22 protein-coding genes are annotated in these 22104 nt (G+C 66.1%); 7 read left to right on the top strand and 15 right to left on the bottom strand.

All coding sequences use genetic code 11. From position 1 onward, the window contains the following. The first annotated feature begins 54 nt into the window (after positions 1-54). Genes MOE34_RS23260 through nadE form a run of 5 tightly spaced genes read left to right on the top strand, consistent with a single transcriptional unit; the run spans position 55 to position 5891 of the window. Positions 55-1164 (top strand): hypothetical protein, encoded by a 1110-nt coding sequence (locus MOE34_RS23260; RefSeq protein ID WP_242224496.1) that lies wholly within the window; start codon positions 55-57, stop codon positions 1162-1164. Between the two features lie 5 nt (positions 1165-1169). Continuing rightward, a complete protein-coding gene (gene asnB / locus MOE34_RS23265) occupies positions 1170-3125 on the top strand; it encodes an asparagine synthase (glutamine-hydrolyzing) (protein ID WP_242224499.1) in 1956 nt (651 codons plus the stop codon). A gap of 2 nt (positions 3126-3127) precedes the next feature. Then, the gene (locus tag MOE34_RS23270; RefSeq protein WP_242224502.1) at positions 3128-3382 is read left to right on the top strand and encodes an acyl carrier protein; all 255 of its coding nucleotides are present in this window, start codon (positions 3128-3130) and stop codon (positions 3380-3382) included. A 14-nt stretch (positions 3383-3396) separates the two neighbouring features. Continuing rightward, the gene (locus MOE34_RS23275) at positions 3397-4914 is read left to right on the top strand and encodes a class I adenylate-forming enzyme family protein (RefSeq protein ID WP_242224889.1); all 1518 of its coding nucleotides are present in this window, start codon (positions 3397-3399) and stop codon (positions 4912-4914) included. Then, on the top strand, positions 4911-5891 hold the full coding sequence (gene nadE, locus MOE34_RS23280; RefSeq protein ID WP_242224503.1) for an NAD(+) synthase: 981 nt from the start codon (positions 4911-4913) through the stop codon (positions 5889-5891). Before MOE34_RS23275 ends, nadE begins: the two co-directional genes overlap by 4 nt. Before the next feature lie 57 nt (positions 5892-5948). On the opposite strand, the gene MOE34_RS23285 is transcribed toward nadE, so the two are convergent. The 7 genes from MOE34_RS23285 to MOE34_RS23315 all read right to left on the bottom strand — a co-directional run bounded on the left by MOE34_RS23285 (position 5949) and on the right by MOE34_RS23315 (position 12566). Continuing rightward, a complete protein-coding gene (locus MOE34_RS23285) occupies positions 5949-6287 on the bottom strand; it encodes a RidA family protein (protein WP_242224505.1) in 339 nt (112 codons plus the stop codon). Positions 6288-6409: 122 nt separating this feature from the next. Then, positions 6410-7363 (bottom strand): agmatinase, encoded by a 954-nt coding sequence (speB, locus tag MOE34_RS23290; protein WP_242224509.1) that lies wholly within the window; start codon positions 7361-7363, stop codon positions 6410-6412. Between the two features lie 112 nt (positions 7364-7475). Continuing rightward, positions 7476-8408 carry a phosphatidate cytidylyltransferase gene (locus MOE34_RS23295; protein ID WP_242224513.1) on the bottom strand — a complete coding sequence of 311 codons (933 nt, stop codon included), beginning with the start codon at positions 8406-8408 and terminating at the stop codon, positions 7476-7478. Continuing rightward, a complete protein-coding gene (locus tag MOE34_RS23300) occupies positions 8405-9058 on the bottom strand; it encodes a lysophospholipid acyltransferase family protein (protein ID WP_431522458.1) in 654 nt (217 codons plus the stop codon). The genes MOE34_RS23295 and MOE34_RS23300 overlap by 4 nt, the downstream gene beginning before the upstream one ends. Then, entirely contained in the window at positions 9055-9492 is a 438-nt protein-coding gene (locus tag MOE34_RS23305) for a hypothetical protein (protein WP_242224517.1), read from the bottom strand. The genes MOE34_RS23300 and MOE34_RS23305 overlap by 4 nt, the downstream gene beginning before the upstream one ends. After that, entirely contained in the window at positions 9489-10823 is a 1335-nt protein-coding gene (locus tag MOE34_RS23310) for a phosphatase PAP2/dual specificity phosphatase family protein (RefSeq protein WP_242224521.1), read from the bottom strand. Before MOE34_RS23310 ends, MOE34_RS23305 begins: the two co-directional genes overlap by 4 nt. Before the next feature lie 6 nt (positions 10824-10829). Next, positions 10830-12566 carry a bifunctional alpha/beta hydrolase/class I SAM-dependent methyltransferase gene (locus MOE34_RS23315; protein ID WP_242224523.1) on the bottom strand — a complete coding sequence of 579 codons (1737 nt, stop codon included), beginning with the start codon at positions 12564-12566 and terminating at the stop codon, positions 10830-10832. A gap of 117 nt (positions 12567-12683) precedes the next feature. Here MOE34_RS23315 and MOE34_RS23320 point away from each other — a divergent pair, with 117 nt between their 5' ends. Then, the gene (locus MOE34_RS23320) at positions 12684-13280 is read left to right on the top strand and encodes a CDP-alcohol phosphatidyltransferase family protein (RefSeq protein ID WP_242224525.1); all 597 of its coding nucleotides are present in this window, start codon (positions 12684-12686) and stop codon (positions 13278-13280) included. Positions 13281-13284: 4 nt separating this feature from the next. Here the strand turns inward: MOE34_RS23320 and MOE34_RS23325 are convergent, their stop codons facing one another. The 8 genes from MOE34_RS23325 to MOE34_RS23360 form a co-directional block, all read right to left on the bottom strand. After that, positions 13285-14601 carry a replication-associated recombination protein A gene (locus MOE34_RS23325; RefSeq protein WP_242224527.1) on the bottom strand — a complete coding sequence of 439 codons (1317 nt, stop codon included), beginning with the start codon at positions 14599-14601 and terminating at the stop codon, positions 13285-13287. 123 nt (positions 14602-14724) lie between these two features. Next, the gene (locus tag MOE34_RS23330) at positions 14725-15495 is read right to left on the bottom strand and encodes an ABC transporter ATP-binding protein (RefSeq protein ID WP_242224529.1); all 771 of its coding nucleotides are present in this window, start codon (positions 15493-15495) and stop codon (positions 14725-14727) included. 9 nt (positions 15496-15504) lie between these two features. After that, a complete protein-coding gene (locus MOE34_RS23335) occupies positions 15505-16479 on the bottom strand; it encodes an ABC transporter substrate-binding protein (RefSeq protein WP_242224530.1) in 975 nt (324 codons plus the stop codon). Positions 16480-16511: 32 nt separating this feature from the next. Beyond that, entirely contained in the window at positions 16512-17363 is an 852-nt protein-coding gene (locus MOE34_RS23340) for an ABC transporter permease (protein ID WP_242224532.1), read from the bottom strand. Between the two features lie 10 nt (positions 17364-17373). After that, positions 17374-18726 carry an LLM class flavin-dependent oxidoreductase gene (locus tag MOE34_RS23345; protein ID WP_242224534.1) on the bottom strand — a complete coding sequence of 451 codons (1353 nt, stop codon included), beginning with the start codon at positions 18724-18726 and terminating at the stop codon, positions 17374-17376. A gap of 116 nt (positions 18727-18842) precedes the next feature. Continuing rightward, the gene (locus MOE34_RS23350) at positions 18843-19385 is read right to left on the bottom strand and encodes a flavin reductase family protein (protein ID WP_242224537.1); all 543 of its coding nucleotides are present in this window, start codon (positions 19383-19385) and stop codon (positions 18843-18845) included. 193 nt (positions 19386-19578) lie between these two features. After that, positions 19579-19971, bottom strand: a complete 393-nt coding sequence (locus tag MOE34_RS23355) for a RidA family protein (protein ID WP_242224539.1) — start codon at positions 19969-19971, stop codon at positions 19579-19581. Positions 19972-20025: 54 nt separating this feature from the next. After that, entirely contained in the window at positions 20026-21114 is a 1089-nt protein-coding gene (locus MOE34_RS23360) for an alanine racemase (RefSeq protein ID WP_242224541.1), read from the bottom strand. A 97-nt stretch (positions 21115-21211) separates the two neighbouring features. Between MOE34_RS23360 and MOE34_RS23365 the strand changes: the two genes are divergently transcribed. Beyond that, on the top strand, positions 21212-21829 hold the full coding sequence (locus tag MOE34_RS23365) for a hypothetical protein (protein ID WP_242224544.1): 618 nt from the start codon (positions 21212-21214) through the stop codon (positions 21827-21829). Positions 21830-22104 lie beyond the last annotated feature (275 nt).

Below are 22104 nucleotides of genomic sequence, written 5' to 3' on the forward strand. Positions count from 1 at the left end.
ATCGACGGCGGACACCCGCCGGAACCAGAATGGACAGGTTCTGAGCGGATCGTGATGTCGAGTGTACGTTCATTGGAAGCCGGAGATATAGAGGCCGTCGCGGACCTCTTCCAGCGCTTGCTCCGCAAGAGCGGAAAGCCGGCGGGCAATGACCTGAAAACCTATCTCGGAACGGTCTTCCTCGACGGTGCGGCGCAAGACGGCAAGCTTCATTCCAAGGTCCATGTGCGTGAGGATGGCACAGTGTCCGGCTTTCTCGGCGTGCTGCCCATGGAGATGGAGTTCGAGGGACGCCGCCTGCTGGCCGCCAATTGCGGAACATTCGTCAGTGACGACCGGGGCACGGATCCCTTTACCGGCGCGCGCCTGCTGCGCGAGGTCCTGTCGGGACCGCAGGACCTTTCCTTCAGCGAAACCTCGAACGATGTCTCCACCGACATGTGGCGGACGGCGCGGGCCACGGTTCTTGCGCCCTACAGCCTCGAATGGCTGCGCATCCTCAAGCCCGCGGCCTTCGTGCTGGAGACCGTCGCCTCGCGCTTTTCGCCGGTAAGGCTCGCCCGGCCCGTCGCCCGCCTTGCCGATGCCGTCGTCGCGCGCGGCGGGGACAAGCAGGCCTGGTCCCATTATACACCCCTTGCCGGCAAGGCGGATGCCTTCGTCGATGCGCCGGCGACGGATGAGGATTCCGTTGAGGCCTGCCGGCAACTCGTGCGCCGGTTTGCGCTGCGCCCCTCCTGGGAGCGGCCGGTGCTGGAGGAGATGTTGCGGCACGCGGCGCGCAAGGCGCTGCACGGCGCGCGGGTCCAGCATGTGGTGAAGAACCGCGCGGGCAAGGTGGCCGGCTTCTATCTCTATTACGGCGATGCCGGCGGGATCGGCCGCGTGGTGCAGATCATGGCCGAACAGGGCATGGAGGCGATCGTCATCGACTGCCTGCTGCGCAATGCCCATGAGCGGGGCCTTGTGGCGATCCGCGGCCGCACGCAGCCGGCCCTGCTGCAGGCGATGATCGGCAAGAAATGCGCGTTCCTGCACGCATCCTCCACGGTCGTCCATTCCCGCGACCCCGCCCTCCTCGAAGCGATGACGAGCGGCCGCGTATTCCTCAACGGCCTTGCCGGCGAGGGCTGGACCCGCCTCATCGGCGACCGGTTCGAGTAACGGCCATGTGTGGAATCGCCGGATATCACGGAAAGCTCATGGCGCCGGAAGCGGCCGCCGATCGCCTCGGCCGCATGGTGGCCGCGCTTCGGCATCGCGGGCCGGATGGCGAGGGCATAGCGGTGCGCGGCGAGACGGGGCTTGCCCATACCCGCCTTTCCATCGTCGGCCTCACCGACGGCGCGCAGCCGATGATGAGCGAGGACGGCGCGCTCGCGGTCTCCTTCAACGGCGAGATCTTCAACTATGTCGAACTGCGCGACGACCTGAAGGCGCGGGGCCACCGCTTCCGCACGCATTCGGACACGGAGGTGCTGCTGGCTTCCTACGCCGCGAAGGGGCTGGACTGCCTTGCCGATTTCAACGGCGACTTCGCCTTCGCCCTGCACGATACCGCCAACCGGACGCTCGTGCTTGCCCGCGACCGCATGGGCGTGCGACCGCTCTTCTATGCGGAACATGACGGCGCGCTGTTCTTCGCCTCGGAGATCGGGGCGCTGCTTGCCCTGCCCGGCATGGCGGCGGAGATCGATCCGGTGGCGCTCGACCAGATCTTCACCCTCTGGTGCCCCATTCCGCCGCGCACCGCCTATCGCGGCATTCACGAGCTTCCGCCCGGCCACATGATGATCGTGCGCGATGGCCAGCGCACGATCCGCCCCTGGTGGCAGCTCAGCTATCCCGACCGCGCCGACATCCGCCCCGCCCCGCGTGTCGAGGTACAGGCCGAGGAACTGCGCGCGCTCATCACCGACGCGACCCGCATTCGCCTGCGCGCCGACGTTCCTGTCGGTTCCTACCTTTCCGGCGGCCTCGACTCCTCGTTCATCGCGGCGCTGGCCGCGCGGACGGTGACGCGGGGGCTGCGTACATTCTCGCTCACCTTCCGCAGCGCCGAGCACGATGAAGGCCATTGGCAGCGCCAGATGGCCGCCACGCTCGACGCCGAGGCGGACAGCGTCGAATGCTCGACGCAGGCGATCGCCGCGCATATGCCGGAGGCGATGCGGCATATCGGCTGCCCCATCCTGCGCACTGCTCCCGTTCCGCTCCATCTTCTGTCCGCGCGGGTGCGGGAGCGGGGCATGAAGGTCGTGCTGACGGGCGAAGGCGCGGACGAGGTCTTCGCCGGCTACGATATCTTCCGGGAGGCGCGCGTGCGCCGCTTCTGCGGGCGGCAGCCTGCGTCCCCCCGGCGGCCGCGGCTTTTCCAGCGGCTCTATCCTTACCTGCCCGGCCTCAAGCAGCAGTCGCCGGAATATCTCGCACGCTTCTTCTCCTTCGGTTCCGAGGCGCTGGACGATCCGCTCTATTCCCATCGCCCGCGCTTCCGCTCCACGGCGGCGGCCAAGCTGTTCTTTTCCGCCGGCCTCAAGGACGCGCTCGGCGACTATGACGCCGCCGCCGAGCTTGTCGAACGGTTGCCGGCCGATTTTTCCCGCTGGCATCCACTGCACCAGGCGCAATATCTCGAAACGGCCTTCCTGCTGCCGGGCTATCTTCTGTCCAGCCAGGGTGACCGGGTGATGATGGCGAATGCGGTGGAGGGACGTTTTCCCTTCCTCGACCACCGGGTCGTTTCCTTCGCCGCAGGCCTCTCGCCGGATGCCAAGCTGTCGGGGCTGAAGGAAAAGCACATCCTCAAGGAGGCTGCGCGGGGTATCGTGCCGGCAGCCATCATCGACCGCGCCAAACAGCCCTACCGTGCGCCGGATGCGGAAGCCTTCGCCGCTCCGGCAAGCCCAGCCTATCTCGAAACGGTGCTCTCCCCGGAGCGGCTTGCGATGAGCGGCCTCTTCAACGTCCAGGCCGTGGGCAAGCTGAAGGAGAAGGCGCTGAAGGGACAGGCGACCGGCTTCCGCGACAATGCGGCCTTCATCGGCATCCTGTCGACGGAGCTGCTTGCCCGCACCGGGACAACACAATCGACACAACCCGCATTGCACATTGGGACATGCTGACCATGACAGACGAAACCAGATCCGCCATCCGCGCCTTCATCGTGGAGAACTTCCTATTCGGCGACGAAAGCCATCCGCTTCCCGCCGACCAGTCGCTGATCGACAACGATCTCGTCGACTCCACTGGCATCCTAGAGCTTGTCGGCTTCATCGAGGAGCGCTTCGCCGTCTCGATCGCCGACGCGGATATCGTGCCCGCCAATCTCGACTCGATCGACCGCATCGCCGGCTTCATCGCGCGCAAGCAGGCGGCCTGAAGGACGCGGTGACCATGCGGATCGAGCAGTATCTTCGCGACAGCACCGCCCGCGACGGCGCCCATGAGGCGATTGTCGCGGGTGACGTGCGGCTGAGCTACGACCGCTTCCTCGATCTTTCGGCCCGCATGGCGACGACGCTGCGCGCAAGGGGCGTCGCGCCGGGCGACCGCGTGCTCATTTTGCTGGAAAATGGCTGGCAGGCCGCCGTCACGGTCTTTGCCACATGGATGGCCGGGAGCGTCATCTGCTTCGTCAACCCGTCGACCAAGGCCGCCCGGCTTGCGCAGATCGTGCGCGATTGCGGCCCGGCGCTGGTGGTTGCCGAGGGCCGGCTCGAAAAACTCGTCGATGGCGTTGCCGAGCTTGCCGAAACGCCGCGTCTAGTGACGGGCGCAAGCTTCGAGGCAGGGCTGGAAGCGGAGCCTTTCGCCGGTGAGACCTTGCCTGACAGCGACCTTGCCGCGCTGATCTACACATCCGGCTCGACCGGTGATCCGAAGGGCGTGATGCTCGCCCACGAGAACATGGATGCGGCCGCCCGGTCGATTGCGTGCTATCTGGAAAACGCTGCAACCGACCGTATCCTCGTCGTCTTGCCCATGTCCTTCGGCTACGGGCTGAACCAGCTCGTGACCGCCATGTTGACCGGCGCTACCCTTGTCATCGAGAAGTCCTTCGCCTTTCCGCAGGCGATCTTCGAGAGGATCCGCGATGAGCGCGTCACCGGTTTCCCACTGGTGCCGGCCATGGTGGCCATGATGATGCAGGCCCGCGACCTCGATCCCGCCTTGTTTGCCAGCCTGCGCTACATCACCAGCGCCGCCGCTCCGCTGCCGCTTGCCCATCTCGACCGGCTGCGCGCCTTCCTGCCCCATGTCCGCCCCTATGTGATGTACGGCCAGACCGAGTGCACCCGCATTGCCTACCTGCCGCCGGAGGAGATCGATGCCCGGCGCGGATCGGTCGGCATCGCCATTCCGGGCGTTCGCACCGAAGTGGTGGACGAGGCCGGCCTGCCGGTGCCACCGGGCACGGTCGGAGAGCTGGTGGTCCGCGGGCCGAACGTGATGCGTGGCTACTGGCGGAACGAGGCCGCGACCCGCAGGGCGTTGAGGCCCGATCCGCGCGACGGCACACTGCGCCTCCACACCGGCGATCTCTTCACCGCGGATGCGGATGGTTATCTCACCTTCGTTTCGCGCACCGACGACATTATCAAGCCGCGCGGCGAGAAGGTCGCGCCGAAGGCGGTCGAGGACGTGCTGCACCGCATGCCGGGCATTGCCGAGGCGCTCGTCGTCGGCGTTCCGCACGATATTCTCGGGCAGGCCGTCAAGGCCGTTGTGGTCGCCGCCTCCGGCGCCGTGCTGACCGAGCGGGAAGTCATGCGCTTCTGCGCGCAACACCTTGAGGATCATATGGTCCCGAAGGTCGTCGAATTCCGGGATGCCCTTCCCAAAACCGAATCCGGCAAGGCCAGCCGCAGGCTGGCGGCCGAACCCGCCCCCACGACAGGATCGAACGCATGACCGCACAGACGACCCATACGCCCTCCTTCGCCCCGCTCGCGCTCGATCCGGCCGCCGAGGTTGAGCGCATCACCGCCTGGATGCGCGAGAAGCTGCGCGTGGACCTGCGCAAGCGCGGCCTGGTGCTCGGCCTTTCCGGCGGCATCGATTCCAGTCTTTCGGCGGCGTTGGCGGTGCGGGCGCTCGGCGCGAAGAACGTCTTCGCCCTCTACATGCCGGAAAACGATTCCGATCCGGAAAGCCTGCGCCTCGGGCGCAGCGTGGCCGAGACCTTCGGCATCGACAGCGTCGTGGAGGATATCGGCCCGTCGCTGGCGGCGCAGGGGTGCTATGAGCGGCGCGACGCCTTCATCCGTGAGGCCGTGCCGGAATATACGACCGGCTGGGCCTCGAAGATCGTCTTCGAGAATTCCATGACGACCGGGGGCTATAACATATCCTCACTGGTCGTCCGTTCGCCGGACGGCGAGATGCGCAAGGTACGCCTGCCGGCCAGCGCCTATCTCGGCATCGTCGCGGCGACGAACATGAAGCAGCGCACCCGCAAGCAGCTCGAATACTACCATGCCGACCGGCTGAACTTCGCCGTGATCGGCACACCGAACCGGCTGGAATACGACCAGGGCTTCTTCGTGAAGAACGGCGACGGCGCGGCCGATATCAAGCCCATCGCCCATCTCTATAAGTCGCAGGTCTACCAGCTTGCCGCCTATCTCGGCGTGCCTTCGGAAATCCTCTCGCGCCCGCCGACCACGGATACCTATTCGCTGCCGCAGACGCAGGAGGAATTCTACTTCGCCCTGCCCTACGGCAAGATGGATATCTGCCTCTACGGCCTGGAAAACGCCCTGCCGGCGAAAACCGTTGCCGAGGCGACGGGTCTCAAGGAGAGCGATGTGGAACTGGTCTGGGCGGATATCGCTGCCAAGCGCAAGGTCGCGCGCTACCTGCATGCCCAGCCGCTCACCATGATCTGAAAACGAAAAGGCCGGGGCTGCTTGCGCAACCCCGGCTCTTTTTAGCTGAAAACCGGCTCAGACGAGCGCGGTGACCTGGATCTCGACCAGCAGTTCCGGCGTCGCAAGGCGTGCTTCGACCGTGGCGCGGACCGGCAGGTTGTTCTTGTCGACCCACTGGTCCCAGACTTCGTTCATCTGGCTGAAATGGGCGATGTCGCGCAGCCAGATGGCGGCGCTGATGAGGTTTGCCTTCGAGGAGCCGGCTTCTGCGAGCAGCGCGTCGATCTGTGCGAGGATGTCGCGGGTCTGGGTGGCCGTGTCGGCGCCCGAGCCGGTGACGCCAGCCGTGGTGACGATACCGTTGACGACGACGGCGCTGCAGAAGCGCTGGCCGGGCTTGATACGCTTGATCATGAAAAGCTCCCTTTTGATCTAAGAATGGTTTTGCCGGGAGCCGGCCCGGTAAGGGCCGGCGGAGGCAGCGCGGCATCAATGCCCGAAACGCCGGGCAAGTGCAACGTGCCGCCGGCCGCGATTTATCGCCGCTGGACGCCCGGCAGGATGCAGAGCATTTCGAAGAGCAGGTTCGCCGCGGTGATGGCGGTGTTGCCCGAGGGGTCGTAGGGCGGCGAGACCTCGACGAGGTCGCAGCCGACGATGTTGAGGCCCCAGCAGCCGCGGATGATCTCCAGCGCCTGTATGGTGTTGAGGCCTGCGATCTCGGGCGTGCCGGTGCCGGGCGCGATGGAAGGGTCGAGGCTGTCGATATCGAAGGAGAGATAGACCGGGCGGTCGCCCATCTGCGCGCGGACTTCCTCCATCAGCGGCGTCAGCGACTTGTGCCAGCATTCTTCCACCTGCACGACGCGGAAACCCTGCTCGCGCGGCCAGTCGAAGTCGTCGGCCGCATAGCCAGTGCCGCGCACGCCGATCTGGATGCAGCGCTTCGTGTCGAGCACGCCGGCTTCGACCGCGCGGCGGAACGGGGTGCCGTGGGCGATGGGTTCACCGAACATGTGCTCGTTGATATCGGCATGGGCGTCGACATGGATGAGGCCGACGGGGCCATACTTTTCAGCCATGGCGCGCAGGATTGGATAGGAGAGCGTATGATCGCCGCCGAGCGTCAGCGGCTTGCAACCGTCCTTGATGATGTCGCGATAGGAATCGGTGATGATGTCGACGCATTTCGGCAGGTTGAACGTGTCGATGGCGACGTCGCCGATATCGGCGACCTGCAGGCTGTCGAAGGGCGCGGCGCGGGTCGCCATGTTGTAGGGGCGGATCATGCAGCTTTCGGTGCGGATCTGGCGCGGCCCGAAGCGCGTGCCCGGCCGGTTCGACGTGCCGATATCCATGGGAATGCCGACGAAGCAGGCATCCAGCCCCTCGGTGGTCGGTTGCGTCGGCAGGCGCATCATGGTGGCGGGACCGCCGAAGCGCGGCATTTCGTTGCCGCCGAGCGGCTGGTTAAAGGTCTTGGTCGTCATCTGTTTTCCTCCGGCGGGGCGATATTCGTCTCTGTGGCCTCGCCTTGCCGCCACCTTAAGGGACTCCACTCAGCGACGGGAATACCCTTTTTGGCCAAGGAAGGCGATGGTCTCATGTCCATGCGTAGCGCACGATATGGAAGAAGACAGGCGCGGCGAAGACAAGGCTGTCCGCCCGGTCCAGCATGCCCCCATGGCCTTCGATGAGATGGCCCCAATCCTTCACGCCGCGGTCGCGCTTGATGGCGGAGGCGACGAGGCCGCCGAAGAAGCCCATGATGCAGGCAAGCCCGGCGAGCGTCCCCGCCTCCAGCGGCGAGAAGGGCGTCAGCCAGTAGAGGCCCGCCCCCATCAGCGAGGCACTGGCAATGCCGCCGATCAGCCCTTCCCAGGTTTTCGAGGGCGAGATGTTCGGTGCGACCTTGCGGCGGCCGAAAAGCTTGCCAAAGATATATTGCAGCACATCGCTGCCCTGTACGGTGGCGATGAGGAAGGCGATCAGCAGAAGGCCCCTGCCCTCGTTGCCAGGAATGGGCAGCGTCACCAGTGCGGGCACATGGCTGATGCAGTAGACGGAGAGCATGAGACCCCATTGCTGCTCGCTGACCCGTTCGAGGAAGCGGGACGTATCGCCCCGCAGCGCCGTCAGTGCCGGCATGGCGAGGAAGCAGTAGACGGGGATGAAGATCGAATAGAGGCCATACCAGTCGATCCAGATCAGGTAATATTGAACGGGGATGACGACGAGGAACATGCCGAGCAGCGTCCAGCGGTCGGCATGGCGCGTGTTGGTGAGCGTGACGTATTCCCGAAGTGCGGCGAAGGAGACGAAGGCGAAGAGCAGGATCACCCCACCCTTGCCGAAGAGGAAGGCGAGGCTGATGCCCGCCACCATGATCCACCATGCCTTGATGCGGGCATTGAGATTTTCCAGCGTCGACGGCAGCGGCTGGGGGCTGCGCCAGGTGAGGACACCGGCGACGGCGCTTGCCGTCGTGAGTACGGCGACGAGGCCCAGGAAGAGACGTGTCGTATCGTCGCTCATCGGCGGGTTCCATCCTTTTCAGGGGCAAGCGAGAGAAGCGCATGGCGGGCGCGGTCGAGGAAGACCTTGCGGTCCTCGCCCTCCCCCAGTGCCACCGGAGCGCCGAAGACGACGCGGCAGAGCAGCGGCACAGGCAGTACCGCGCCCTTGGGCAGCACGCGGGACATGTTCTCGATCCAGCAGGGCACCAGTTCCACATCCGGCCGGGCAAAAGCGAGATTGTAGAGGCCGGAACGGAACCGCAGCAGCGGCTCCTCCGTCATGTTGCGCGTACCTTCGGGGAAGAAGATGAGGGATTCTCCCGCATCGAGGGCGGCCAGCATCACTTGTAGCGGATCGGCCGTGCGCTCCACCCAGTTGCGCTCGACGAGCACCGTGCGCAGCAGTCTGCCGGCGATGAAGCGGCGCGCCGGGCCGGCGTTCCAGTAGTCCGAGCCGGCAACAGCCGCCGTGCGGCTGCGCTCGGCGGGGCGCAGGCAGGTCGAGACCAGGATGAAATCGCCGTGGCTGGCATGGTTGGCGAAATAGATACGCTGCCGTCCGCTCGGCGCAACGCCCGCCCAAATTGGCCGGACGCCCGTGACGGCGCGCGAAAGGCCGGCAAGTGCGGCACCGGATGCCCGTTGCAGAAGGGAGGCCTTGGCCATCATGCGCCGCCTCCGTCCATCCCGTCGAGCAACAGGATGGCATAGAGTAGCAGGGCGATGGCCAGCGTTGCCCGCTGGAGCCAGATCAGCCTTCCGCAGCCGGCAAGCCGTTCGATCAGTGAGGCCGTTACACCGTCCTTCTTGCGCAGCCCCATGCGGGCGAGAACGTCGTCTATTGCGGCGAGGCCCGCTTCTTCGTCCTGATGGGAAGCCGAAAGCCGGAACAGGGCGGCATCGAAGAGAAGATGGGCGGACAATGCGAGCGGCAGAAGGCAGAAGGCGAGCAGAAGCCACCAGGCGAGCGGTCCCGTGAAGCCATAGGCCCCGGCCGTCGGCGGCGCGACGGCGAGGATCAGCAAGGCGACCGCCCCGCCGACGAAACCGTTGCGTCGCAGGCGGCGGGCCGCGTTGAGCATCGATCCGTTTGCATCCTTCATCTTGCGGCCTCTTCGATGACCGCATACGCCTCGAAGGGCAGATGCACGGGGCGGCCGGCAGCCTTGATCTGCGCCACAGCGGTGACGGCGTTGGTGGCGGTTCCCGTCCGCAGCAAGGTGCAGGCCGCAACCACGGCGCTGCGCTGGAAGCCAAGTGCGCAGCAGATGAGGACGGGGCCGCGCCTCTGCGCTGCCTCGACGGCAAGCGCGGCTTCGCGAATGCGGGCGGCAGGCATGGAAAGGAGATCGAGCGAGGGGAAGGCATGCCAGGCAAGGCCCGGCACGGCCATGCCCGGCAGCTCGGCCGTCATGTCGATCACGGCGACATAGGGGGAGAGCGCCTCGCGCGTCGGGAAGCGCCCGAGAAAGATACCGTCCGCGATCTCCGTTGCGGCCGGCAGCCGGCGCGTCCACCACAGCAGGTTCACCCAAGCGCCAAGACGATAGGGCAGGAGCAGCCAGCGGCTCGCCAGACTGATGTGGCCATTTCCCTCCTTCTGGAAGACGGTCGCCCCGGCGCCGGAATAACCGGCCGCGACGATTGCAAAGGCAAGCGCCGGCCAGAGAAGCATCAGTCCTGCCCCCGAATTGCGCGTCTGCCAGACGGTCAGGGCGATGAAGGCGACTGAGCTGGCAGCATAACAGATCGCCAGCCGCCGGGCCTTGGGATGTTCGGTAAGGCGGAAGCCCGCGAGTGGCGAGGTTTTTCCCGCCGGGAACAGCCAGAGGGCGAAGAGACCGAGAAGTGCGCCCGTCGGAATGTCGATGGCATGGTGCTGCCATGTCGTCAGCACCGAAAGGCCGATCAGCAGGCTCCAGATATGCCAGAAGATCAGCCACGCTCCGCGCAGCCGGTCCCGCCAATGATCCCAGATGATGACGAGCAGCGCGATATGCAGCGACGGGGCCTGGTTGAACGGCTTGTCGAAGCCGCCGAGCACATCGAACATGAAGCCCGGCAGCCCATCGGTTTCAGGGCGCACGAAGATCGCCTGAAGCGGAAGGGCGAGGAAGCAGGCGACGGCGATGACTTGCGCCGTGAGATAGCGCCGCGCCAGCCGTCCGACCTCCGCAGGCGTGTAGTTGACGAAGAGGGAGAGCGCGTAGAAAGCGTTGATCGACCAGTAGGGAACGATCGTCCAGGCGATGAAGGGGATATGTTGTTCCCAGCCGAAGGCGAGATTCGGCACGCCTGCCCGCAGCGAGGCCAGCCAGTTCGCCGTGCCGTAGGTCAGGTAGAAGAACGGCGCGAGGAACGCGAGCCAGAGCGCTGCCGCCCGAAGGACGGTGCGACGCTCGGTGGCGACAGAAGGTGAAATCCCCTCCCCCATGCGCCGTCAGATCCGTTCGGCCATGGAGACGGTGAAGATGCCCCATTTGTCGATGCGCTGTTCGATCTTGCGGAAGCCGGCGGCAGCCACGAGCTGGTCCATCTCCTGCTGCGTGCGCCGGCGCATGATCCAGGCCTCGCCGCCGCGATGGGAGGTCAGCGCCCGGGCAATCATCTCCAGTTGCGGATGCCACGGCTGGCCCGTGTAGAGGAGCAGCGCGCCTGGCTCCATCGCCCGCGCGAGGCCGGCAAGGGAGGCTTCGATCTGGGTATTGTCCGGGAAGAGTTCGTAGAGGCCGGAGACGATGGAGAGCGTCGGGCGCGGCTCGGTTGCCGCCAGCGCTTCCGTATCGAAGGCGTCGGCACGGTGGAAGGAGGCCACGGCCTGCAGGCCGCGTTCAGCGATCAGCGCCGTGCCCTTGTCCACATTGATCGGCGAATAGTCCTGCAGGCGGATGCTGTCGGGCTTCGCATCCGACGCAGCGACGGCGTCGAGCACGTAGCGCCCGTGGCCGGCAGCGATGTCGAGCAGGCGCAGCGGCTTGCCGTCCGCCTTTAAGCGGGCAAGCGCCTTGCCGATAAGTTCCTCCAGATGGACCTTGCGCTGGCGGATGCCGCGCCAGCCGATGGCGTCGAGGAACTGCCGGTCGATCAGCCGCCCACCGGGGCCGAGGCCGCGCGGTTCGTCCTCATAGACGTAATCCAGCGTCGAGCCGGAATCGAAGCCGGTGCGCAGGCCGGTCGCGATCCCCTTGGAAAAAATGCCGCCGAACCGGATGGAGGCGCGCGTCAGCGCCCAGTAGAGGCCGCGCGGCGAGAAGAGCGAGAGCGGTGTCGCCAGCCGGTCGGCCTCGTCGCGGGTATAGCCGGTGAGATGCGCGCGCCGCATATCCGCCACGACGGGCGGCTCGGCAAAGCGAGCGAGGAGGAAGGCGCGCACCTTCTCCAGTGCTTTCGCCCTGTCCCGCTCGCCGAGCGTGTCATGGTAGAAGCCGGGCAGCACATGGCGTTCCTTGATCGTGCCGCCAAGATTTTCGAAGAAACGGTGCTGCGGCGCATGGCGCACGACGAAATCGCTGCCGGAAACGAGAAGCTGCGTCGGCACCGTGATGGCGCGCGCATCGGCCACCACGCGGTCGGCCGCCTCGTAGAGTTCCAGAAGAATGTTGGAAGCGATGGGGCGGGTGATCAACGGATCGGCCTCGAAGGAGGCGATGCGCGCCGGGTCGTGCGTCAGGAAACGCGCCTTGACATAGGAATTGACGAAGAAGGTGCCTTTCAGCTTCTGCCAGAGTGCAATGCCCTCTTTCGCAAAGGGAACGTATAGCTTCACGTCGAAGGCCGGCGAGGCGAGCACCAGCGCGCGGATATCCGGCGCATAGTCATGCACCCAGGTCGCCGCCAGCACGGCGCCGACGCTCTGGGCGACGACGGCGATATCGTCCATCGCAAAGCCGTCGGTTTCCCGGATATGGCGGACGAAGCAGTCGAGATCGCGCACCGAATGAGCGAAGGAGGGCGAATGGCCGCGCTCGCCGGGCGAACGACCATGGCCGCGCGCATCCCAAGCGTAGAAGGTAAAATCGTCGAGGCCGAGTTCTTCGGCGATATGCGCCACGCGCCCACCATGCTCGTGGCCACGATGCAGGAGCACGATCGCGCCTTTTGCCGTACCCGAACGGGCGGGCCACACGCGGTAAAACAGCTCCACGCCGTCATGGCTCGCGAACGTCTTTTCGATCATGCCACCATTCCTTCGCTGTGAGATCATCACCTATACGGATGAGCCCGCAGGTTTGCAGTTGATTTCATTGCGTTGCGTCTGCATTTGTTGAAGGCAATCGAGCGGATTCGAGCTTTCATGTCGATCTATAAACTGAAATCGTCTTTCCAGAACCTCCTTCGCCCGATGGTCGGGCGGCTGGCGGCCATGGGCCTCACGGCCAATCAGGTGACGCTCGTCGCCGCCATCGTTTCGATTGCGATCGGGGGGCTGCTTGTCGTCCAGCCCGAGCCGGCGCTCTTCGCGCTTGTGCCGGTGTGGATGTTCCTGCGCATGGCCTTCAATGCCGTCGATGGCATGCTGGCGCGCGAGCATGGGCAGAAGAGCGCGCTCGGCGGCTATCTCAACGAGATTGCGGACGTCGTGTCCGACGCGGCGCTCTACGTGCCTTTCGCGCTGGTTGCGCCGTTTTCTCTGCCCTGGCTGATGGCGATCGTCTTCCTTGCGACATTGACCGAATTCGCCGGCGTTCTCGGCGCGGTCCACGGTAATGGCCGCAATTACGAAGGCCCGATGGGCAAGAGCGACCGGGCGCTGCTTTTCGGCGCGCTCGGCGCGCTCGTTGCGGGCTTCGGCACGCTGCCGGCCTGGACATGGCATATCCAGCCGATGGCCTGCGTCCTTCTCGCCTGGACGGTGGTGAACCGGGTGCGCAGCGGCCTCGCAGAAGGCTGAGGCGTCAGCGCTTCCCGGTGAAGCGGGCCAGCGTCGGGCGACCCGTCACCTGCTCCCAATGTTCGTCCGCCCGCCGTTCGAAGGTTGCCGCATCGCGGGCGTCGCTCTGGTAGAACGCGCCGCGCGGCACGTCCGGCGCATAGACCTGCTCGCTCCAGCCGCGCCCGTCGTCATGCGGGAAGGCGTAGCCGACATGGCCGAGCGCCGCCGCGCCCTTGTAATGCGCGTCGCGCAGATGCATCGGCACGGCGGAGGGCGCTTCGTTCGCCACATGGGAGAGCGCCAGCCCGATACCGCGGCAGGCGGAGTTGGATTTCGGCGCACGTGCGACATGGAGGGCGGCGTGGGCCAGTATGATCTGGGCCTCGGGATAGCCGATCTTCTCCACCGCATGGAGGGCCGCGACGGCGGTCTGGAGCGCGGTATTGTCGGCAAGGCCGACGTCCTCGGAAGCATGGATCATGATGCGGCGGGCGATGTAGCGCGGATCCTCGCCGCCATGGACCAGCCGGGCGAGCCAGTAGAGCGTCGCGTCCGGGTCGGAGCCGCGCATCGACTTCACGAAGGCGGAGACCACGTCGTAGTGAGCGTCGCCCGAGCGGTCGTGATTGACGGGCGCGGCGGCATAGGCCTCCTCGACCATCGCCTCCGATATGACGACAGGTTCGCCCGGTGCATGGCCGACGGCGAGGCTTTCCAGCACGGTCAGCGCGCGGCGGGCATCGCCTCCCGAACGTCCCGCGATCCGGCGCAGTTGCTCCGGCGCAAGCTCCACGGTGATGCCGCGCGCCGCCAGATGCTGGAGACCACGTCGCACCACCTCTTCCATCTCCTCGATGCTCAGCGGCTCCAGCTTCAGAATGGTGGAGCGCGAGATGAGAGCGGGCGTCAGCGTGTGGTAGGGATTGCCGGTCGTCGCGCCGATGAAGTCGGCGACACCCTCCTCGCAGAGCGCCAGCAGGTGATCCTGCTGTGTTGCGCTGAAGCGATGCACCTCGTCCGCAAAGAGCAGCGTCGGGCGCATGCGGGCCTCGTCTGCGATCTTGCGGATATCGGCGACGTTGTTGTGCGCGGCATGCAGCGGGCGGAAATTCTTGCCGAGCATGTTGCCGATAGCGCGGGCGATGGAAGTCTTTCCAAGCCCGGGCGGGCCGTAGAGGATGATGCTGCCGAGCCGGCCGGCGGCGATGCGCCGGCGCAGCATGGTGCCGGGGCCGATGACCTTTTCCTGGCCGATCACGTCGTCCAGCGTCGCCGGGCGCAATTCCGCCGCCAGCGGCATCGATCCGGTGCGTGGTGCGGCGTCGAAAAGGTCACTCATGGAATCCCTCCGTCGAATGGCTCTGTCCAGTCGGGCGGGCGGAAAGGAACCCCGCCGCCGGCCGGAAGACGTTCGTCTATCGGCCGAAGCGGACGGGGTCAAAGGCAATCGTGCGGCGCGCGCTCAGTGGAGGCCGAAGAGGTTCAGCAATTCCTCGCGATGGCGCACGAAATCCGGGGCGCTGCGGTCGCGCGGGCGGGGCAGGTCGATCTCGATCAGGCGCGGAGCGGCGTTCTTCTCGCGCGGCAGGATCAGGATTCTGTCGGCGAGATAGATCGCCTCCTCCAGATCGTGGGTGACGAGGATCGTGGTCACGTCCTCGTCGCGCCAGATACGCGTCAGTTCCTGCTGCATGCCGATCTTCGTCATGGCGTCGAGCGCACCGAGCGGCTCGTCCAGCAGCAGGATCTCCGGCCGGACGGCGAGCGCCCGGGCGATGCCGACGCGCTGCGCCATGCCGCCGGAAAGCTGGCGCGGGTAGGCGCTTTCGAAGGCCTGAAGGCCGACAAGATGCACATATCGGCGCGCCCGGCTCCTCGCCTCCGCCCGGCCGACGCCGCGCGTGTCGAGACCGAAGGCGACATTCTCCAGCACGGTGAGCCAGGGCAGGAGGCGCGGCTCCTGGAAGATGACGGCGCGTTCCGCGCCGACGCCCTCGACGGCCTTGCCGTCGATCAGTACCTCGCCGCCATCGGCATCTTCCAACCCGGCGAGAATGCGCAGCAGCGTGGTCTTGCCCGAGCCGCTGGCTCCGACGATGGCAAGGCTCTCGCCAGCGCGGATGTCGAGGTTGATGTCGCTGAGGACGGGCAAGGGCCGGCCGTTCAGGCTGTAGGATTTCGAGAGGTGACGGATGGTCACCTCTCCGCGGGCCGTTTCAGGGGAAAGGCTCATCGGTGCACCTCAGTTCGTCGCCGCTTCGGGCGCGTAGAGCACGTTGCGGGCGGTGAGCTGGCCTTCCTTCAACTTGCCCTCGCGCACGAGCACGTCGATCCAGAACTGCACGTCCCGCTCGACCGGCAGGCCACCGGCGCGCACGCCGAAGCCCTGGAAATACTGGGCGATGTCCGGGTTCTCGCCGCGCTTTTCGAGGGCCTTGGCGAAGATCTCGCGGGTTTCTTCCGGGTGCTCGCGGGCGTAGTCCAGCGCGCGCGCGGATTGTTTCACGAAGGTCTTGGCCGCCTCTGGATGCGCCTTCACGAAATCGCGCCGCAGCACCACGAAGCCGCCGGCGATCTCCCCGAGCACATCAGTATCGCCGAAGATGGGGCGCAGGCCCCCGTTCTTGCGCGCCGCACCCTCGAAGGTCGTCTGCCAGTAACCGAAGGCCGAGACGTCGACCTGGCCGGAGCGCAGGACCTGCTCGAGCTGCGGCCCCGGCACGACGACCTGGTTGGCCGCATCCGAAGGCAGGCCCTCCTTATGCAGCGCCTCGCGGATCGTATAGTCGAGATGGGCGCCGAGCGTGTTCACCGCGACGCTCTTTGCGGCAATGTCCCCGATGGTTTTGATGGGGCTGTCTTCCAGCACGTAGAAGATCGACTGGACCTCCTTGTTGATGCCGTTCGACGGGTAGGCGGCGACGAAGTCGTTGCCGCTGACGATGGCGTTGAGCACCGCGGCGGTCGCGGCGCTGCCGATCTCCACGTCGCCGGAAGCGAGCGCAATCAGCGAGGCCGGGCCGCCGCCGGCATAGCCGACATTGTCGAGCGTGATGCCGGTACCCTCGAAATAGCCGAGTTCGGCGGCTAGCTCATGGGCGGTAAGGCCGCCCTGGCTGGCGAGGTAGCGCAGCTTGACCTCTTCCGCCGAAGCGGTGGCGGCAAGGCCGAGGAAAAGGGCTGCGGAAAGAAGAAGCTTGCGGGAATGGAAGGTCATGTCGGTGTCCTTTCGGAATGGGAGAGGGAGGATCAGATGCCGGGCTGCGACCAGCGGCAGAGCTTCTTCTGGAGAAGGACGAGCACGGCATTGGCGAGGAGGCCGAGCAGCGCCAGCAGCAGGATCGCCGCGAACATCAGCGGGATCTGGAAATTGTACTGGGCGTTCATCACCTGGAAGCCGACACCCTTGTTGGCGCCGATCATCTCGGCGGCGATGAGAAGCAGCAGCGCCGTGGTGGCCGAGAGGCGCAGGCCGACGAAGATGGCCGGGACCGAGGCCGGTAGCACGACGCGGCGGAAGATGGCGAGGCGGCTCGCCCCATAGGTCCGCGCCATCTCGACAAGCTTGCCGTCCACCTCCTTCACGCCGCCGATGGTCGACAGCAGGATCGGGAAGAGCGTCGCCCAGAAGATCACGAAGACCTTGGAGGTTTCGCCCAGCCCGAGCAACAGGATGAAGACCGGGTAGAGTGCGAGCGCGGAGGTCTGGCGGAAGAACTGGAGCAAGGGATCGAGCGCCTGCTCGACGACCCGCGCCTGCCCCATGACGAGACCGAGCGGAATGCCGACGACGACGGCGGCGGCGAAGGCGATACCGGAACGCTGGAGGCTGATGGCGATATCGTCGATGAGCGCCCCGCTCGCCAGGCTGCTCCAGAGCGCCGAGACGATGACGTCGAGCGGCGGGAAGACGGACGGATTGACCCAGCCCCGCGTGCTCGCAATCTGCCAGAGCGCCAGGAAGGCCAGAACCAGCCCGTAGCGGGCGAAGAACGGCGTGAGGATGGCGTTCAGCCTTGCGAGGGTAACGAGCGCCGGGCGTGGCCGGTCCGTGAGACGCAGGTCTGCCCCCAGCGTGGAGTTGATGTTCTCGTAGGACATGCTTTGCTCCCTATTCGGCGGCCTGGAGACCGGTGCGCGCGCCGGCCCAGCGGTTGACGGGGAACGGCAGACCGAGGTTCTCGCGCAGCGTCCTGCCCTCGTAGGCCGTGCGGAACAGGCCGCGGCGCTGCAGTTCGGGGATGACGAGATCGACGAAATCGTCGAGTGCGGTCGGCAGCCATGGCGGCAGGATGTTGAAACCGTCGGCGGCTTCGTTCTCGAACCATTCCTGCAGCGTGTCGACGATGGTCTCCGGTGTGCCGACGATGGTGAAGTGCCCGCGGGCGGTGGCTACCCACTGATAGAGCTGGCGGATCGAGAAATTGTTCTCGTCGGCGATCTGGCGGATGAGCGCCTGCCGGCTCTTCATGCCCTCGGTCGGCGGGGCGGGTGGCAGCGGACCGTCGACATCGTAGCCGCGCAGGTCCAGCGTGCCGCCGGTCAGGCCGTTGAGCAGGCCGACGCCGTCCTCTTCGAGGATCAGCGAGGTCAGCCGGTCGTATTTCTCCTGCGCTTCGGCCTGCGTGCGGCCCACGAAGGGCGCGACGCCGGGCATGACGAGGATATGGCCCGGCTCCCGTCCGAGACCGCGGGCGCGCGCCTTGATGTCGCGGTAGAATTCCTGCGCCGTCTCGATGTGCTGGTGAGCGGTGAAAATGACCTCGGCGGTGGCGGCGGCAAGCCCGCGCCCGTCATCCGACTGGCCAGCCTGCACGATGACCGGGTGGCCCTGCGGCGAGCGGGGCACGTTGAGCGGCCCGCGCACCTGGAAATGCTCGCCGCGATGATCGCTCTCGTGCAGCTTTTCCGGCTCGTAGAAAACGCCGCTCTCCTTGTCGCGCAGGAAGGCGTCGTCCTCGAAGCTGTCCCAGAGCTTCTTGACCACATCGACATGCTCGGCCGCCCGACGGTAGCGCGAGGCATGGGGAAGCTGGGTGTCGCGGTTGAAGTTCTGCGCGGTCGGATCGCCCGTCGTGGTGACGACGTTCCAGCCGGCGCGGCCGCCGGAAATGAGGTCCAGCGAGGCGAATTTGCGCGCCGTGTTGTACGGTTCCTCGTAGGTGGTGGAGGCGGTGGCGATGAAGCCGAGATTGGTCGTGACCGTGGAGAGCGCCGAGAAGAGCGTCACCGGCTCGAAGCCGGCGACACGCGCATTGCCACCCTCCCTCGCGCCGCCGAAGCCGATCGCGAGATTGTCCGCCAGGAAATAGGCGTCGAAGAGGCCGCGCTCGGCCGTTCGGGCGAGCTGCTTGTGGAAGTCGAGGCTGGTCGCCCCGTCCGCCGGCTGGTCCGGGTGCCGCCAGGAGGCGATGTGCTGGCCGCCGCCGGGAAGGAATGCGCCAAGCCTGATCTTGCGTGTCATGTCGTTTCCTTTCGTGTCTGTCGAAGGTGGCGCGGGGCCACGGGTTCGCGATCCCGCTCTCGGCGGGTCAGGATGCAGGGTGAGTGGTGGAGTGCGGCCGGGAGGCCGTTCAGTCGTTAGCGGGGGACGGCATGGTAGCGGCCGTCCTGGTAGAGCAGCGAATGGCCGGAGCCGATGCGGATGGCCAGCACCTTGCCGATGACGATGACATGGCTGTGCCGCTCGATCGCCTCCTCGACGATACAATCGATGGCCGCGGCGGCATTAACGAGCAATGGCGCGCCGCTGACGGCGGTGGTCCAGTCCGCGCCGCGGTAGCGATCCGGGCCACGCAGGCCGCCACGGCCGGCGAACTGGTTGGCAAGCGCCTCATGGTCCGCACCGGCGATGTTTATGGCGAAATGGCCGAAGCGCTCGACGACGGGCCAAGTGGAAGAGCTGCGGTTGAGGGAAACGAGCATGCGCGCCGGCTCGACGGAAAGCGCGGTCGCCGAGGTAACGGTCGCGCCTGTGCGCGCCTCCCCCTCCCCCGCCGTGATGATGCTGACCCCGCCACCCAGCGTGCGCAGCGCCGCCTTCAGGCTGTCGGCATCGGCCGGATGGTCTGGCACCGCCGTGCTGTGAAGCTTGAAATGCGTGTTCTCGACATGAGCATTCATTGTTCCCGCTCCGCTGGAGACCCCTGATGCTCATAGGGATAACAAACGGAAGAGGGTGGCAGCAGGCACGGCTTTCTTAAATTGACTATTTTTATAGAAAATATGCACATTTGGCCTGTGCGCGCCCGGCATCTCCTGCCGGATGGGCGCGGGGCATGGAAAAGCGCGCTGCAGAAAGGCGACGCGCCGTTCTTCAGTCGGCCCTGCGCCGCGCCGCCATCGCGGTCACTTCCACCTTCATGCCGGGATCGGCGAGCGCGGCGACGCCGACGGCGCAACGGACCGGATAGGGCTTCCTGAAATAGGTGCAGTAGACCTCGTTGAAGATCGGCCGCTCGGCCATGTCGGTAAGGTAGATGGTCAGGTGGATGACGTCGGCAAGGCTGCTGCCGGTCTTTTCCAGAGAGGCCTTCAGGCTTTCCAGTGTCGCGATGCTCTGCGTCCGGACATCGCCGGTCTCCAGCGAGCCATCCGCACGCAGGGGAATGTGGGTCGTCATCATGAGGTTGCCGAGGCCGGCGACATCGGAGGAAATCTCGCTCTCGTCCGTGTCCTCGATGAAGAAGGGTGCGTTGTTGTCAGCCATGGCCTGTTCTCCTGTCATGCATGTCGCCGGCGGCAGGGCCGGCCTTGTTCCGTCTCACCATACGGTGCCGCGCGCCGCAACGTCCTCGACGCGGGTGACGACGCCATTTCGGTGAAAGACCATCCGGTCGAAGAGGTTGCTTACGACACAGGTATGGTTCGGCACGATCCGCACCTGGCCGCCGATGGGCGGGAAGCCCTCGCGGCACGCGCCGATATCGACGACGGCGTGTTCCTCGGAGAGCGATACGATGCGCGCGCCCTCGAAGCCGTCGATCTCGCCATAGTCGTTGAAGCCCAGCAGGTCCGAGGTCAGCGTCTTCGACCCGGCGTCGAGAACGGCGCGGTCTTCCGCAGGGCGCGAAACCACGGTGGCGAGGATATGCATGGCGAGATCGGCCCGCGTACACTCCCCGGCGCGCACCATGCTGCGATCGTTGTAGACATAGGTGCCGGCGCGGTGCTCCGTCGCCGACGGCACGAGGTGGGCCTTAAACAGGTCCGGCGAGCCGCCGCTCGAGCGTATCGGACAGTCGATGCCCTTTCCGGCAAGAAGCGTCATGGTGCTGCTGAGGAAAGCCTCGACGGCTTGCGCCCCGCCTGCGGCCGGATAGGTGAGTACCCCGCCGAAGCGCAAGGAGGGAGCGGCGGCGATGCGCACGGCAAGCGCTGCGGCGGCCTCCGGTGTCTGGACGCCGCAGCGCTTGCCGCCCGTATCGCATTCGACGAGAACCGTCAGCGGCCGCGCCGCGTCGAAGGCATCGGCAAGCCCATCGACCGTCACCGTGCTGTCGGCGACGACGCTGAGTTTCGGCACGCGTTCGTGCAGGGCGCGCAGGCGCTTGAGCTTCGCCGCGCCGAGAATGTTGTAGGTGATCAATATGTCTTCGAAGCCGGCGTCAGCAAAGACTTCCGCCTCGCTCACCTTCTGGCAATTGATACCGGCGGCGCCGGCCGCGCGCTGCGCCTCGGCGACGGCCACGATCTTGTGCGTCTTGATATGGGGGCGCAGTCCCTTGCCGTGCTGGTCGAAATAGGCCTGCGCGCGGCGGATATTGGCCTCCAGCCGGTCCTCGTCGATGACGGGCATGGGGGTGGAGACCTGATCGAGCGGGGTGCCGGCTTCGGGCCAGGAGGACTGCATGGGAAACCTTCGGATAGAGCGGCGCCGGAGCGCGCATTGATGATGCCGGCCACTATGGTATGAAAGGCGGCGAGAGGAAATCGTTTTCGAGCACGCCATGCCGCTTCAAAACCGCGTCACGCCCTTCGGCGAGATCGTCGCCATTTCCCAGCGCGGCCTTTTCACGGGTAACCGGGGCATCCTGCACGACCCGCAGACAAAGACGCTGCTGGCCAGACGCTGGTCCAGCAAGGCCTGGCTGATCTGCTCCCGCGATTATCAGGGCGTGCGCCGCACGGTGATGGGCGGCCGGAGCTGGACGGAGCTGTTCTTCCTCGACGAGGCCGTCGCGCTTGCCGCCGGTCACCGGCCTTGCTTCACCTGCCGGTGGGAGGCCGCGCAACGGTTCCGGGCTTCCTGGGCCGAGGCGCGGCGCGAAGCACTTCCCGCCGCCGGCGCAATGGACGCGGTTCTCCACGCCGAACGTCTGGAGAACCGTGTGAAACGCCTGCACCCCCTGCCCTGCCCGCTTGCCGACCTTCCGGACGGCGCGGTCGTGGCGTCGGGCGGAGAGGCCTTCACGCTGCTGTCGGGCCGCGCCCATCGCTGGACGACGGATGGCTATGCCCCGGCTGAAAGGCTGGATGGCGCCGACTGGCTTCTCACGCCGCCCTCCACGGTGCTGACCCTCGGGGCAGGATACAGGCCCGTCCTTCATCCTTCCATCAGGCAATAAACAGTGGACTGATTCGCGGGTCCCCTGTCTGGCCGTCCCATTCTGCGGTAGAACGATGCCGGAAGGGCGCACCGGCCCGTTGCGAAAGCGGTGTCGCGGTCGATCGAGATGATCCCGCGCCGGAATATTATAGGCGATCCGCCGGTTTCGGCCCCTTTTGGAGGCTGCCCGCGATATTTCGTTAACCATTAAATCCTTGCCCGAACGTCAGAATCGGTTCTAAATGCGATTTAATCCATCATATGGGCTTGAAATCGCATTTTGAGATTCTTGAT

This window comes from Shinella zoogloeoides (assembly GCF_022682305.1).
In the GTDB taxonomy this organism is placed as follows: domain Bacteria; phylum Pseudomonadota; class Alphaproteobacteria; order Rhizobiales; family Rhizobiaceae; genus Shinella; species Shinella zoogloeoides_B.